Annotated in this window: 15 protein-coding genes; 6 read left to right on the forward strand and 9 right to left on the reverse strand. The window is 58.3% G+C overall.

Annotated features, from left to right (window positions below):
• Nucleotides 1–177 precede the first annotated feature (177 nt).
• Nucleotides 178–1,017, forward strand: a complete 840-nt coding sequence (nadC, locus tag AC13C0_RS04460) for a carboxylating nicotinate-nucleotide diphosphorylase (protein ID WP_117620188.1) — start codon at nucleotides 178–180, stop codon at nucleotides 1,015–1,017.
• Here nadC and AC13C0_RS04465 read toward each other — a convergent pair whose 3' ends face one another.
• The 5 genes from AC13C0_RS04465 to AC13C0_RS04485 all read right to left on the reverse strand — a co-directional run bounded on the left by AC13C0_RS04465 (nucleotide 1,018) and on the right by AC13C0_RS04485 (nucleotide 4,783).
• Entirely contained in the window at nucleotides 1,018–1,353 is a 336-nt protein-coding gene (locus AC13C0_RS04465; protein WP_117620187.1) for a YqcC family protein, read from the reverse strand.
• A gap of 12 nt (nucleotides 1,354–1,365) precedes the next feature.
• A complete protein-coding gene (locus AC13C0_RS04470) occupies nucleotides 1,366–2,163 on the reverse strand; it encodes a ParA family protein (RefSeq protein WP_117620186.1) in 798 nt (265 codons plus the stop codon).
• A gap of 62 nt (nucleotides 2,164–2,225) precedes the next feature.
• On the reverse strand, nucleotides 2,226–2,924 hold the full coding sequence (hda, locus tag AC13C0_RS04475; protein WP_341581670.1) for a DnaA regulatory inactivator Hda: 699 nt from the start codon (nucleotides 2,922–2,924) through the stop codon (nucleotides 2,226–2,228).
• Nucleotides 2,921–3,475, reverse strand: a complete 555-nt coding sequence (locus tag AC13C0_RS04480) for a CDP-alcohol phosphatidyltransferase family protein (protein ID WP_117620489.1) — start codon at nucleotides 3,473–3,475, stop codon at nucleotides 2,921–2,923. The genes hda and AC13C0_RS04480 overlap by 4 nt, the downstream gene beginning before the upstream one ends.
• A gap of 27 nt (nucleotides 3,476–3,502) precedes the next feature.
• A complete protein-coding gene (locus AC13C0_RS04485) occupies nucleotides 3,503–4,783 on the reverse strand; it encodes a DUF2066 domain-containing protein (protein WP_376788060.1) in 1,281 nt (426 codons plus the stop codon).
• 219 nt (nucleotides 4,784–5,002) lie between these two features.
• Here AC13C0_RS04485 and purM point away from each other — a divergent pair, with 219 nt between their 5' ends.
• From purM to AC13C0_RS04500, 3 genes are all read left to right on the forward strand, one after another.
• The gene (gene purM / locus AC13C0_RS04490) at nucleotides 5,003–6,067 is read left to right on the forward strand and encodes a phosphoribosylformylglycinamidine cyclo-ligase (protein ID WP_117620488.1); all 1,065 of its coding nucleotides are present in this window, start codon (nucleotides 5,003–5,005) and stop codon (nucleotides 6,065–6,067) included.
• On the forward strand, nucleotides 6,064–6,726 hold the full coding sequence (gene purN / locus AC13C0_RS04495) for a phosphoribosylglycinamide formyltransferase (protein WP_341581667.1): 663 nt from the start codon (nucleotides 6,064–6,066) through the stop codon (nucleotides 6,724–6,726). The genes purM and purN overlap by 4 nt, the downstream gene beginning before the upstream one ends.
• A 90-nt stretch (nucleotides 6,727–6,816) precedes the next feature.
• The gene (locus AC13C0_RS04500; protein ID WP_341581666.1) at nucleotides 6,817–7,545 is read left to right on the forward strand and encodes a DUF3108 domain-containing protein; all 729 of its coding nucleotides are present in this window, start codon (nucleotides 6,817–6,819) and stop codon (nucleotides 7,543–7,545) included.
• On the opposite strand, the gene AC13C0_RS04505 is transcribed toward AC13C0_RS04500, so the two are convergent.
• The 4 genes from AC13C0_RS04505 to apbC all read right to left on the reverse strand — a co-directional run bounded on the left by AC13C0_RS04505 (nucleotide 7,542) and on the right by apbC (nucleotide 11,412).
• A complete protein-coding gene (locus tag AC13C0_RS04505; protein ID WP_341581665.1) occupies nucleotides 7,542–8,819 on the reverse strand; it encodes a valine--pyruvate transaminase in 1,278 nt (425 codons plus the stop codon). The two genes, AC13C0_RS04500 and AC13C0_RS04505, sit on opposite strands and share 4 nt — an antisense overlap.
• Nucleotides 8,820–8,894: 75 nt before the next feature.
• Nucleotides 8,895–9,494 carry a YjaG family protein gene (locus AC13C0_RS04510; RefSeq protein ID WP_117620180.1) on the reverse strand — a complete coding sequence of 200 codons (600 nt, stop codon included), beginning with the start codon at nucleotides 9,492–9,494 and terminating at the stop codon, nucleotides 8,895–8,897.
• Nucleotides 9,491–10,057, reverse strand: coding sequence for a dCTP deaminase (dcd, locus tag AC13C0_RS04515; RefSeq protein ID WP_117620179.1), 567 nt, complete (start codon nucleotides 10,055–10,057; stop codon nucleotides 9,491–9,493). Before dcd ends, AC13C0_RS04510 begins: the two co-directional genes overlap by 4 nt.
• Before the next feature lie 254 nt (nucleotides 10,058–10,311).
• Nucleotides 10,312–11,412 (reverse strand): iron-sulfur cluster carrier protein ApbC, encoded by a 1,101-nt coding sequence (apbC, locus tag AC13C0_RS04520; protein WP_117620178.1) that lies wholly within the window; start codon nucleotides 11,410–11,412, stop codon nucleotides 10,312–10,314.
• A 198-nt stretch (nucleotides 11,413–11,610) separates the two neighbouring features.
• On the opposite strand from apbC, the gene metG reads away from it, so the two are divergent.
• Complete coding sequence (gene metG, locus AC13C0_RS04525; protein WP_117620177.1) at nucleotides 11,611–13,641, forward strand: methionine--tRNA ligase; 2,031 nt, start codon at nucleotides 11,611–11,613, stop codon at nucleotides 13,639–13,641.
• Between the two features lie 32 nt (nucleotides 13,642–13,673).
• Complete coding sequence (gene rsxA, locus AC13C0_RS04530; RefSeq protein ID WP_341581661.1) at nucleotides 13,674–14,255, forward strand: electron transport complex subunit RsxA; 582 nt, start codon at nucleotides 13,674–13,676, stop codon at nucleotides 14,253–14,255.
• The last annotated feature ends 60 nt before the right edge of the window (nucleotides 14,256–14,315 follow it).

Genomic DNA, 14,315 nt, shown 5'->3' on the forward strand with positions numbered 1-14,315 from the left:
TGCGTCAGGTTGTGTCAGAATTTGTCACCTTTTGTGTAGACCTGACCTGCATCACACTTTAGCAGCCCAACATTAAGAGTAGCAGGCAGGCGGCGAGCGTTTGGCGATTCCCCGAGTGCCCTATAGAATGACCAGCCTCAACATTGTTCCATCCCAAACGACCGGACGCTCTTCCCTATGATCACCGCAGAAATCCTCCGCCAGGCCAGAATCGAAAATGTTGCCCAGAGTCTGCGGGAAGATATTGGAGACGGCGATATCACGGCCAAGCTTATACCGCCGGAAAAGCGTGCCAGCGGCCGGGTTATTACCCGGGAAGCCGCCACCATCGCCGGTCGTCAGTGGGTTGAAGAGGTTTTCCGGCAGGTTGATCCTTCGGTGACGCTTAGCTGGCAGGTTACCGATGGCGAAACCGCGTCACCCGATCAGGTACTTTTCACCATGGAAGGCCCCGCAAGAAGCTTGCTCACCTCGGAACGGTCGGCCCTTAACTGGTTACAGACCCTCTCTGGCGTCGCCACCGCCTGCGCCGGATATGCGGCCAGGGTGGCCCATACTGGCGTTCGCCTGCTTGATACCCGGAAAACCCTGCCCGGGCTGCGCCTGGCCCAGAAATACGCGGTTACCTGTGGTGGCTGTTACAACCATCGCATCGGCCTGTGGGATGCGTTTCTGATCAAGGAAAACCACATTGCCGCGTGCGGCTCCATAGCCGATGCCATTCTGGCGGCTCACCGGATCGCACCGGGCAAACCCGTTGAAGTGGAAACCGAAAACCTTGACGAACTGGACCAGGCCCTGAATGCAGGGGCAGACATCATCATGCTGGACGAATTTTCGCTGGAAGACATGCGCACGGCGGTCGCCAGGACCGCTGGCAGGGCAAAACTTGAGGCCTCTGGCGGGATTAACTCAACCACCCTGGTCCCGATCGCGGAAACCGGCGTGGATTTCATCTCGATTGGCGCACTGACCAAAGACATCAGGGCCGTGGATCTGTCCATGAGGCTGGACTGATCAGCCTCCGGACAGCAAACGGTCGATTTCCTCCAGCTCCCTGACCAGCGCGCTCCCGGGCTCTGGCCGGCCACGAAAATGCTCCTCAGCCATGGGCGCCATGCCGGAAACCGCCGGCAGCGGGTGGTCGTTCTCAATAATCACCTTCATTCTGGCCACAAACACAAACTGCAGCCACTGGTGGAACTCCAGGGTATCGATGCAAAACGGCTTGGTGCTCTGAAAAGCCTGTTCAGGCGGCAACTCCGACTCCCAAAGCCCGAGTTGCCGTAATTCCATCTCAATGTTCAACAGGCTGTCTGCAACCTGCCTGATCGGATGATCGGGTTTGGTCATATCAGTCTCACTTCAGTCAATCAGTGGCTCCAGCTCCACTGTTTCGCCATGCAGAACCCGAAACAGGTCCTCGTACTGGCGTGTCAGAGGGTGCTTGGGCGCCATATGAATCAGGGGCTGCCGGCTCTGATGGGACTCTTTCATTTTCACGGAGCTCGATAGCCTCACCGGCAACACGGGCAAGCCTTCTTCGATGAGCTCCCTGACCAGCTGTCTCGGCAAACTGGCCCGGGGCTGGAACTGATTGGCGATAATTCCCTCAACAACCAGGTCTTCGTTGTGGTCTTCCTGAAGATCACGGATCTCATTGAGAATGTTGTACAGAGCCTGACGGGAAAAATCGTCACAATCGAACGGGATCAGGCAGCGCTGGGCCGCAATGAGTGCCGACCGGGTGTAAAAGTTGAGCGCAGGCGCCGTATCGATGTAGATGGCGTCAAAGGTTTCCTCCAGCTTTTTAAGGGCTTCGCGCAGCTTGTAGATCTTGTGCTTGGCCTCCAGCTTGCGCTCAAGGAAGTCCAGCTCCGGACTGGACGGCATCACAAACAGGTTTTTGAACGGTGTTGCGTGAACGAATTCGTCCGGGCGGCGATTGAATACTGTAAATGCGACGGTCTGTTCAAGCAGATCAGCGGCAGTGTCCTTGAGCTCACTGGCCGGCTTTCCCAGCAAATAATGGGTGGAGTTCCCCTGGGGGTCCAGGTCCACAACCAATGTTCGTTTTCCCCGAGCTGCACTGATAGCGGCAAGATTGCAGGTAATACTGGACTTGCCGACACCGCCTTTCTGGTTGAATACCACCCGTCTCATTTCGTCTCTCCCCTAATAAGCACGTATCGTTCTTTATGATGCCACTATAGCTTCGCGGGCTTTCACCACCCCATGACCGTTTTCACAAACGGGATCGTGAGTCTTCGCTGCGCCTGAAGTGAATTTTCATCCAGTATATCCAGAATGCCCAGCAAATCCCCAAGCCGCCTGGGAGCCCGGCGCATAATGTAGCCGGCGACGTCATCCGCCATCACCAGACCGCGTTTTTCCGCCCGCGCCATCAGAATCTTCAGTCGATCGTCGTCCCGGTAGATCCCCAGCTGGATGGTCAGGCCGTGGCTCAGCCGCGATACCAAGTCTGGCAATTCGAACGGCAGGTTGGCGGGCAGGTCCGACAAACCCACCACCAACAGTCCGCCCTGGTCCTGTATCCGGTTATACAAATGGAAGATGGCTTCTTCCCACAACCGGTCACCCGCAATGCGATCCAGGTCATCCAGACAAATGATGTCCTGGGCCTCAAGGCCGGAAAGTGCCCCGGGGCCAAAGGGGTGCAGCTCGGCAATACTGATGCAGACCGCAGCCTTGCCACGGTTTTCGCTGCGATGGCAAACCGCCTGCAGGAGGTGACTTTTCCCGGTATCGGAATCTCCGCACAGAACAACCACGGGAACCCTGGCGGGCCGATGACACACCGCCTCCAGACGTTTCGCGGCATCCGTGTTGCGATCACCGTGGAAGTTATCAAAGCGCGCATCGTCACGCAGCTTGACGCCAAGTACCAGCTGGGATGCACTCATGACCGTTTGGCCCTCCAGGCCCGCAAACCCCAGACACAAAGGTAATGAACACCACTGAACACCGCCGAGGCGGCGACCAGCACGATGCCGGCATCCACCACCCAGGTCGGCATGGACAAATCGGCCAGCAGCACAATGATCGCCAGTGCCACCAGAATCTGAACGAAGGTATTCACCTTACCAGGGATACTCGGCTCCATATCGTAGCGGCCAACGCTGTAATGGTATGCCAGCGCGCCTGCCACGATCAGCAGGTCCCGCCCCAGAACCACCATGAACAGCCAGACCGGCAGAACGGAGGTCAGTGTAAGCATAAGGTAGGCGGTGATCAGTAGGGCCTTGTCGGCAAGTGGATCGGCAATTGCTCCGAGCCTGGTGCGCCAGTTAAAGTGCCGCGCCAGGAACCCGTCAATTGCATCCGTGCCAGCCGCCAGAAAAAAAATCACCAGTGCCCACCGGTAATCTCCGGCCAGCAACGCGCCTGCAAAGGGAGCTATCAGAAGAATGCGCAGAAACGTCAGGGCATTGGGAATCCAGCGCCAGCTGTGCAAATTCAAAAGACTCCCTCCGGTAACGTCTTACTCTCCGCCATCGCTCCCGATGACAGAAGACGGTTGCCAACGATAATACAGAACCTGGTACAGGGATTCGAACGCCTGCCTGGCATCCTCTTCATCAACGGGCACCGGCTGGTAGGTAAACAGGGACGGGCTTTCTGATTCTCCTGACGATAACGGCGACCCTGCGCCTGCCGGTTGCTCAGTGGCGCTTTCCTGGGCGGTTTCCGTTTCTGGCGCGGCCGACGGCTGACTTGTTACCGACGGAACTTCCGCCGGAACAGACGGGTTTTCCGTTCCCAGGGAGACGAATCTCGGATCGAGGGCAATATATTCCCTGAGCTGATCCAGCTCACCGGAAAAAGCGACTCTCAGAGTCAGTTGGTCTTCCCGTACCCGGTGTGCACCCACACTGACCACCGGCGTCAGCCCCCCGAGAACCTGATTGACCCTGGCATAGTCCTCCAGCGAAGTCACACCACGCAACACAATATCCACTTGCGGGGACTCGCCAACCTCTGCAGCGTCAACGGCATAGCGACTGGCGTACAGCTCGGCCCAGCGATTAATCATCGCCTCGGCCAGAGCGTCGGGGGTCGGGCCGGTTACCGATTCCTCGCCCGAATTCATCGACATGCCATCAAAAACCCAACCGGCACGCCACTGCTCACCACTGCGGCTGACCCGCACCAACGCCAGCACATCGTGCTCCAGATCACCCGATGCGGCCTTCACCCGGCCAACAAACTGACCCCAGATATCTGACAAAAGTTCCCGATCGGTGGTGAAACTTGCTGGAGGCAGCGCCACCGGCAGCCCCCGCTTTCTCGCTGCCGCGTCAAAGGCGGCCTGCCAGGTTCCGCTGGTTTCCTGCACGCGCAGGGTAGCCCCCAGCGTATCATCGGTTATCAGTGTACGGGAGCCACGCTCCTCGGCCGCAATCCATGCAAGCGTCAGTGGGCGGTTGGCGCCCCACACCGGCGCGTTGACTGACGCCAGGGCCCGGTTTACACCTACCGCGCCGAAAGACATGTCCAGGACGCTCTGACCGGAGTCGTCCCGGACTACCTGATAAGATAGCAGCAAGGACTCAGCGTCAGACAGCAGCGCTTCGACGCCTTCCAGGGACAGCACGTCCCTGGTGCCCGAGACACGCACCAGAACCTGGCTCAAACCATCTGAATACCCTTCAGCAAGCTGGCCCGGGGAAGATCCGCCCACGGGCACCCTGGCAGAATACAGGCCGGATACCGTTACCGCGGCTGCCGGGCCGGAAACCCCGCCCAGCAGAAACGTGAACAACACAAACACCCACGCTGCCGATACTGATGTATGTGCCGGCTTTTGTCCTGATACTGACATGAAACACCCTGCAGTTCGCATGAATGGCGCATAGGATACACCATGGTCCAGAGTGTGAGTAGCGGCGCCGGGTTTCAGAAAAGCAATATACATTTGGAGCACCACACTGCACCTGTTAAAATCCGCCACCTGACCCACTGGCCAACGGTTAAGTACACCATGAGCGAACAGAAGCCCTCCCTGACCTACCGTGATGCCGGCGTTGATATAGACGCCGGCAATGAACTCGTCAGCCGCATCAAGGACACCGCAGCGCGCACCCGCCGCCCGGAAGTTCTGGGCGGCCTCGGCGGCTTCGGCGCCATGGTCTCGATTCCTGCCGGCTACAATGAGCCGGTTCTGGTTTCCGGAACCGACGGGGTGGGCACCAAACTCAGACTGGCGATGCAACTGAACAAGCACGACAGCATTGGCATCGATCTGGTCGCCATGTGCGTGAACGATCTGGTTGTCGGCGGTGCCGAACCCCTGTTTTTCCTGGATTACTACGCCACCGGCAGACTCAACGTCGATGTTGCCGCCCAGGTGGTTGGCGGAATCGGTGAAGGCTGCGAACAGGCCGGCTGTGCGCTGGTGGGCGGCGAGACTGCCGAGATGCCGGGCATGTACGAGGGCGACGACTACGACCTGGCGGGCTTCTGTGTCGGCGTTGCCGAGCGCAGTGAAATCATCGACGGCAGCCGGGTTCAGTCCGGCGATAGCCTGCTCGCACTGGGATCATCCGGCCCCCACTCGAATGGCTATTCGCTGATCCGGAAAATCCTGGAAGTGAGCAGCGCCGACCTGAATCAGCCCATGGGCGAGACCACCCTGGCCAACGCCCTGATGGCACCCACCCGGATTTACGTGAAAAATCTTCTTCAACTCATTCGTGAAGTGGACGTGCGTGCACTGTCCCATATCACCGGCGGCGGACTGCCAGAGAACATTCCCCGGGTACTGCCAAGGGGCAGCGTGGCCGCAATCGATACCGCGAGCTGGACGCTGCCTCCGGTATTCCAGTGGCTCAAGGACAATGGCGGTGTGGCCAGCGAGGAGATGTACCGTACCTTTAACTGCGGCATCGGCATGATCGTCTGCGTACCTGCCAACCAGAAGGAGCTGGCTCTGGATACCCTCAAAGCACTGGGCGAACATGCCTGGCAGGTCGGTATCATCGAAAGTGCGGACAGCGAAGACGCAGAGGCATCCGTTCGCTACGCACCCGGACTTCTGTCGGCATGAAGGCAGATCAGACCCCATTACCGAGAATCCTGGTGTTAGCCTCCGGCAGCGGCACCAACCTGCAGGCACTGATCGACGCGAGCCGTGAACGGGAATTTCCCGGGCAGATTGTTGCGGTCGGCTGTAACCAGCCGGGGGCCTTCGCCCTGGAGCGTGCAGCCCAGGCCAACATTGAAGCCTTCGTGGTAAACCACAAGGATTTCGGCTCCCGTGAGGAGTTTGATGCTTCCCTTATGGCGGAGATTCTCCGCCATAACCCGGATCTGATCGTGCTGGCAGGTTTCATGCGGATCCTGACCACCGGTTTCGTCCGCACCTTCCGGGGCAAGATGCTGAACATCCACCCTTCTCTGCTGCCGAAGTACACCGGTCTGAAGACCCATCAACGAGCGCTGGAAGCCGGCGACAAAGTTCATGGGGTCTCCATCCACTTCGTGACAGAGGAACTGGACGGCGGGCCGGTCATCGCCCAGGCAGAGGTGTCGATCGCACCCGACGATACCCCGGAGTCCCTGGCGGAGAAAGTTCAGGAAAAGGAACACGTTCTTTACCCCATCGTAGTCCGCTGGTTCTGCGAGGGCCGGGTTCAGTTGGGCAGCGATTACGTGATGTTTGACGGAGAGCCCCTGAACGCGCCCATGCGCCTGCCCGATAACTGATCCATCGCCTGAACGAATTGTCATCTCCGTATCTCACCCGGGCAGCTACACTGTCGCCATCGATGACGGTATTTGTTCGGGTTTAGCTATATGCACTCACTACTAACCTCCAAACTCCGGGGCGCAGCATTGTCGCTCTGCCTCGGCATTCTGGCAGGCTCCGTCCAGGCGGAGTCGGACACGGGGCTTACACCCTTTGAAGCCAGCTACACAGCGGCCATGGAAAAAGGCATCTCCCTCAGTGGCACCGCAAAACGGACTCTGACATCTCAGGGCAACGATATCTGGCTCTACCGAACCGATGTTGATTCCTTTATTGCCAGCATTGATGAATCCCTGATCCTCAGATGGGAAAACGGTCGGGTCGTGCCGATGAGGTACCGCTACCACCTTTCCGGGTTTCTGATAAAGGATCGGAAGCATTCCATCGATTTCGACTGGTCGACAGGTGTGGCCACCGGAGAGTACAAGGGCAAGCGCTTTGAAATCGAACTGGAGGAAGGGGTCCTGGATCCGCTCGGCTACCAGCTCCAGTTGCATCAGGATATCCGCAACGGCGAACGTGATATGACCTACAAGGTCATTAATGGCCGGTCAGTTGATGAGGAGCGTTTTGCCGTCATAAACGGCGAGGCTACAAGCACCGGTGGCGACGGAACAGCCTTTCTGAAAGCGGAAAAGGTTCGGGAGGACTCGAAGCGCCAGACCCTGATGTGGTTCTCGCCCGAGCAGGATTTCCTTCTCGTGCGGCTGCGACAGGTGGAACCAGACGGCAGCAGCTACGAGCTGAAACTGGAAGCGGCGGATTTCGGGCCCTAAACCTCGCGCCCAGCCTCACGCCAGACGGCTTTGACTTCATCCGCGATGATCCTCAGACCCTCGGCAACCCGCTCATCGTCCTGGGAGTAGGTCACACGCAGGCACTCGTGCCGGTGTTTCCAGCCGTCCTCCGGCAGCCCCGGAAAGAAATAATGGCCGGAAACAACCAGCACACCACGGGCTTTCAGTCGCTGGTACAACTCAAGGCTGGTGATCGGCAGATCCGGGAACCACAACCAGAGAAACATCGCGCCCTCCGGCTTGTGGAGATACCAGCGGCAACTGTCCTCCCCCATGGCGTCCCGAAAAACTGCTACCGCCTTCTGCATTTTCGCCTTGTAGAATGGGCATACCACCTCGCGGCTCAGCGAGAGGATCTCGCCGGACCTGACCAGCGGATCCGCCAGCATGGCTCCGAAACTACCCGTGGCCAGGTTCACGATGGCGTTAATGCCCGAGAGCGCCTTGATGATCGGCTCAGCCGCAATCACAATACCCGTACGCGCCGCTGGCAGACCCAATTTCGACAGACTCAGGCAGAGGATAATCTGCTCGTTCCAGGTGGGCGTTGCGTCGACAAAAAGCAGGCTGGGAAACGGCGTGCCATAGGCTCCGTCAACGATCAGGGGCACGTCGTGGTCACGCGCCAGCTGCTCAAGACGCGCAAGCTCGTCGTCGGTCACCACATTGCCGGTCGGATTGGTGGGCCGCGACACACAGATAGCGCCCGTCTCGCCGGTCACTTCCACGGCATCAAAGTCCACCCGGTACTTGAATTCGTGAGCATCGGTAAAGGAAATATCCGGCTGAACCGCGTGAAACAGGCCAGGCTCGATGCCAGCGTCGGCGTAGCCGATGTATTCCGGTGCCAGAGGCAACAGAATATGCTTGCGCTGACCTTCACCGTAATCGCCGCCAAACATGTTGAACAACATGAAGAAGGCGGCCTGGCTGCCATTGGTAAGCGCGATGTTCTCAGGCTTCAGGCCCCAGTTGTACTCGCGGTTCAGCATCTCGGCGAGCGCGGCGATAAACTGCTTTTCGCCCTGGGGCGGATCGTAAATGCCAACCAGACGCCGGACATCGCTTTCGCTGCGACTCATGTCCGCCAGAATTTCCTGCACTCGCTGCTGAATCTCGGGAATATGCCCCGGGTTACCGCCGCCCATCATGATCATGTCGTCGCCGGATGCCATGGCATTACCAAGGTCATCCATCAGGGACGTAATACCGGCATCGGCGGTAAATTTGCGACCAAATGCAGAGAGTTTCATGAGGTAAATTCCGTCTGACCAGGGCTGAAAACAATAAAGAACACTGAAAGTGTAGCTCGCCCGCGCGCTGTTCGATTATTCGTTGAGGGAGATGCCCAGGTTGCTGACGCCGTCGTTGGCTGCGTCTTCCCGCAGGCGGGCCACGAACTGATCGGTAGGCGTGCGCTGGCGTTTGAGGGCAAGCACCAGATCGCGCTGGAAGGTCTTGTCCTCTTTCATCAGGGGGTGTTGATCCAGCAAGCGAACCAGCTCGTCTTCGTCGAGATCGTCACCCTCGGAAAGCTCAATGAAGTTCATCACCGTTGCCGTGGCCATCTGCGAGGCGTCGGTTGCCCGGTGTTTACCCGGGTTCAGACGACTAAGCAGGGCCTGCTCCAGCAACTGGCAGAAATCAAAGGCCGGGTAGACGCCGTAGGCATCGTAGGCGTTCACATCCGGAGACAGGGTCTCCAGCCTTGCCAGCAGCTGGGGGATGGCGGACTCCGAAACATCTTTCTGGAGCAGGTCCCAGCCAAGATCCAGCAGCTGGCGCATTTTGGCACCGGTTTTCAGGTCGACAGCGTCTGCGAACAAGGCATAGTTGGGGAATGAGCGCTCAGCCAGAGCGAGCAGGAAGGCGCATTCGCGCCAGCCCTGCAACTGTGAGACTGCTTTGAGGAACTGGTTGGCGTTCATGTCTTGGGCAGGGTGACGCCGGTCTGGCCGAAGTATTTGCCGCCCCGGTCTTTGTAGCTGGTCTCGCAGATCTCGTCGGATTCGAAGAAGAGCATCTGGGCCACGCCTTCGTTGGCGTAAATTTTGGCCGGCAGGTTGGTGGTATTGGAAAACTCCAGGGTAACCTGGCCTTCCCACTCCGGTTCCAGCGGTGTGACGTTGACGATGATGCCGCAACGGGCGTAAGTGGATTTGCCGAGGCAGATGGTGAGTACGCTGCGCGGGATGCGGAAGTATTCGACGGTGCGGGCCAGGGCAAAGGAGTTCGGCGGGATGATGCAGACGTCGCCGGTGTAGTTGACGAAGCTGTTTTCGTCGAAGTTCTTCGGGTCCACGGTGGCGGAGTGGACGTTGGTGAAGATTTTGAATTCGTTGCTGCAGCGTACGTCATAGCCATAGCTGGAGGTGCCGTAAGAGATCACGCGGCCTTTTTCGGTTTCACGAACCTGTCCGCTTTCGTACGGTTCGATCATGCCGTTTTGTTCGGACATCCGGCGAATCCACTTGTCGGATTTGATGCTCATTGGCGAAGTCTCGTATCCACTGGGAAAAATTGAGGCGTAGTTTACCCGTTAGCGCGGTGTCTGTCGAAGTCTACGGGCTTTATCACAGGACTGCCTGGCTGGGTGGCTGCAAGCTTGGGATGCACTTTCCAAAACACGCTACGAGCACATCCATGTGCGCTTGTTTCGGGCCGTCCCTGGCCCTCAACAGTTTTGGAAAGTGCACCCCAACCTCGCGACTCTAACAGTCGGGAATTCGCCTCTTTGAGCCTAAGTCAGTGCTCTGTCACCGAAACGCTTGAGATGGAACCACTGAGGTTGCGCTCCCGGGTGGAGAGTTCAGCCCCTAACCTTCTGGCGATATCGCGGTACCGGCGGGCCACTTCGGAGTCCGGTTCGGCAACCACGGAGGGGGTGCCGCCGTCGGTCTGTTCGCGGATGGTCATGTGCAGGGGCAGCTGACCCAGGAGCGTGGTGTTGTATTCTTCGGCGATGCGTGCACCGCCGCCGTGGCCGAAGAGGGGTTCTTCGTGGCCGCAGTTGCTGCAGATGTGGACGCTCATGTTTTCGACAACGCCGAGCACGGGGATGTCGACTTTGCGGAACATTTCGATGCCTTTTTTACCGTCCAGCAGGGCGATGTCCTGGGGAGTGGTGACGATCACGGCGCCGGTGACGGGGACTTTCTGGGCCAGGGTGAGCTGGATATCGCCGGTGCCCGGGGGCATGTCGATAATGAGGTAGTCGAGTTCGTTCCAGAGGGTCTGTTGCAGCAGTTGCATCACCGCGCCGCTGACCATGGGGCCGCGCCAGACCATGGGGGTTTTGTCGGTGACAACAAAGGCCATGGAGTTAGCCTGGAGGCCGTGGGCGTCCATGGGGACGAAGTATTTGTTTTCGCGGGTGTCGGGGCGCTTGCCTTCCGGCACGCCAAGCATCATGCCGATGCTGGGGCCGTAGATGTCGGCGTCGAGGATGCCGACTCTCGCACCTTCGGCCTGAAGTGCCAGGGCGAGGTTGACGGCGGTGGTGGATTTACCGACACCACCCTTGCCGGAGGCGACTGCGATGATGTTTTTCACGCCAGGGACCGAGGGCAGGTCTTTTTGAACCTTATAGGCGTGGATTTTCTGGCCGACATGAACGTCGGCACTCTCTACGCCATCGACGAATTCCAGCGCGTTGGTCGCGATCTCCTTCAGGGCCCCGGCGATGCCTTTGGAGGGGTACGGCAGCTCGACTGTGAGGGTCACTTTGCCTCTGGCGTCCGCACTCAGGGATTTTACCGCACCCAATTCGTAGAGATCCTTGTTGAGATACGGGTCGCGGTACTCGCGGACCGCTGTTTGCAGGGCCTGCTCTGATATCTGTGTCATCGGGTTCTCCGGAATAAGCTAATGCGCGATTTTAAGCACGGAAACGGGTGATTCGGATGAAAAATATCTGCTCGGAAGGTATCATCTGTGCCCGTTTCTGACCATATGGGGTCTTTACCTGGCGCAATCAATTCCGACGGCCGCCAGGACCCCGTTTTGTCTTTCCAACCCGTATCAACATAAGGTTCGGACATCACCATGACGCAAGCGAGCAAACAACAGCGCGATATTCTGGTTACCAGCGCCCTGCCGTACGCCAACGGCCCTATCCATCTGGGCCACCTGCTGGAATACATTCAGACGGATATCTGGGTACGTTATCAGAAAATGCGTGGCCAGAACTGTTACTACGTTTGCGCCGATGATGCCCACGGCACGGCCATTATGCTCCGGGCCGAGCGCGAAGGCATCACGTCCGAACAGCTGATTGACCGTATCCGCGATGAGCATCAGGAAGATTTCCGCGGCTTTCATATCCACTTTGATAACTACTACACCACCCATTCCGAGGAGAACCGCCAGTTCTCGGAGTACATTTACCGCCAGTTGCAGGAAAACGGGCACATTGCCACGCGCAAGATCATCCAGTCCTACGACCCGGAAAAGAACATGTTCCTGGCGGACCGGTTTATCAAGGGTACGTGCCCGAAATGCAAAACCGAGGATCAGTACGGGGACAACTGTGAAGCCTGTGGCGCTACCTACACGCCGGCGGAGCTGATCAACCCGCGCTCGGCCGTGTCCGGGGCGACGCCCATCGAGAAGGAGTCCGAGCACTATTTCTTCAAGCTGCCGGACTTTGCCGATTTCCTGGCTAAATGGACCCGTAGCGGCACATTGCAGCCACAGGTGGCAAACAAGCTGGCTGAGTGGCTGGATGCCGGGCTGCAGGAGTGGGATATCAGCCGCGATGCGCCCTACTTCGGCTTCGAGATTCCGGATGCGCCGGGTAAATACTTCTATGTCTGGCTGGACGCTCCTATTGGCTACCTCGCCAGTTTCAAGAACCTGTGCAACCGGGAAGGCATCGATTTCGAGCACTTCTGGAAGGCCGATTCCACCGCCGAGGTGTACCACTTCATCGGCAAGGACATCATCAACTTCCACGCCCTGTTCTGGCCATCCATGCTGCACGATGCCGGTTTCCGCACGCCAACGGCGGTCTGGGCCCATGGCTTTGTGACCGTGAACGGCAAGAAGATGTCCAAGTCCCGTGGCACCTTTATCATGGCCCGCACCTATCTGGACCACCTGAATCCGGAATACCTGCGTTACTACTTCGCGGCCAAACTGACCGGCAGTGTCGATGATATGGACCTGAACCTGGAAGACTTTGCTGCCCGGGTAAACTCGGATCTGGTGGGCAAGGTCGTGAACATCGCCAGCCGCAGCGCCGGTTTCATCACCAAGCGCTTCGACGGTCAGCTTGGCCAGGTTACCGAGCATGCCAAACTGAAGGAATTCATCGAAGCTGGCAAAGAGATCGAGGAGTTCTACGAAGCCCGTGAGTTCGGCCGCGCCATGCGCCGGATCATGGAACTGGCCGACATTGCCAACCAGTACGTCAATGACGAGCAGCCCTGGGTGATCGCCAGGCAGGAAGGCCAGGATGGGAATCTTCAGGCTATCTGCACCAACGCCATCAACATGTTCCACCTGCTGATGACCTACCTGGCACCGGTACTACCGGAAACCGCCAAGGCCTCCGAGGCGTTCCTGAATGCGCCGCTGGACTGGAACAAACGCGCGGAGCGCCTCGAGAACCATGGCATCAACAAGTTCAAGCCGTTGATGAACCGTGTCGACATTGCCCAGATTGAGAAAATGCTGGATGCCTCAAAAGAGGAACTGCCCGCAGCAACCGGAAAGCCGGCGCCTGCTGCCAAGGCTGAGCCGATCGCCGACGAGATCGAATTCGGGGAATTCGCGAAAGTGGATCTCAGGGTCGTTAAAATAGTGAAAGCCGAACAGGTTGAAGGCGCTGACAAGCTCCTTCGCCTCACCCTTGACGTGGGGCACGGCGACCGCAACGTGTTTGCTGGTATCAAGTCTGCTTACAGGCCGGAAGATCTTGAGGGCCGCCTGACCGTGATGGTTGCCAACCTCAAGCCCCGGAAAATGAAGTTCGGCATGTCCGAGGGCATGGTTCTGGCAGCGGGGCCCGGTGGCAAGGACCTCTTTATCCTGTCTCCGGATTCCGGTGCCACGCCCGGCATGCGGATCATGTAACGGCCGGCAGCCGGGTCAATGGAGCAAGGCAAATGACCGAATATCTGCTGATTCTGGTCAGCACCATTCTGGTGAACAACTTTGTGCTGGTTCAGTTCCTGGGCCTGTGCCCGTTCATGGGCGTTTCAGGGAAGCTCGAAACGGCCATGGGCATGTCTCTGGCAACCACCTTCGTGCTGACTCTGGCGTCGGTATACAGCTATCTTGTCTACACCTATCTGCTGGAGCCGTTGGACCTGACCTTTCTAAGGACAATCACATTCATTCTGGTGATCGCCGTGGTGGTCCAGTTCACGGAAATGGTCGTTCACAAGACCAGCCCCTTGCTCTACCGGGTGCTGGGTATTTTCCTTCCCCTGATCACCACAAACTGTGCGGTGCTTGGGGTCGCTCTCCTGAACATTAACAAGAACAACAACTTCGTTGAGTCGGTTTTGTACGGTTTTGGCGCAGCGGCCGGCTTCTCCCTGGTCCTGGTCCTGTTTGCCGCCATGCGGGAACGCATCGCCGTCTCTGACGTTCCGGTTGCGTTCCGCGGGGCTGCGATCGGGCTGGTTACGGCCGGGCTGATGTCGCTGGCGTTCCTCGGCTTTGGTGGCCTGGTCAGCGTTTGACGGGGTAGCAGAATTAGGGGCAGTTGGATTAGGGGCAGCTGGATTAGGGGCAGCTGGATT

The sequence above is a fragment of the Marinobacter sp. B-21 genome (assembly GCF_056857895.1).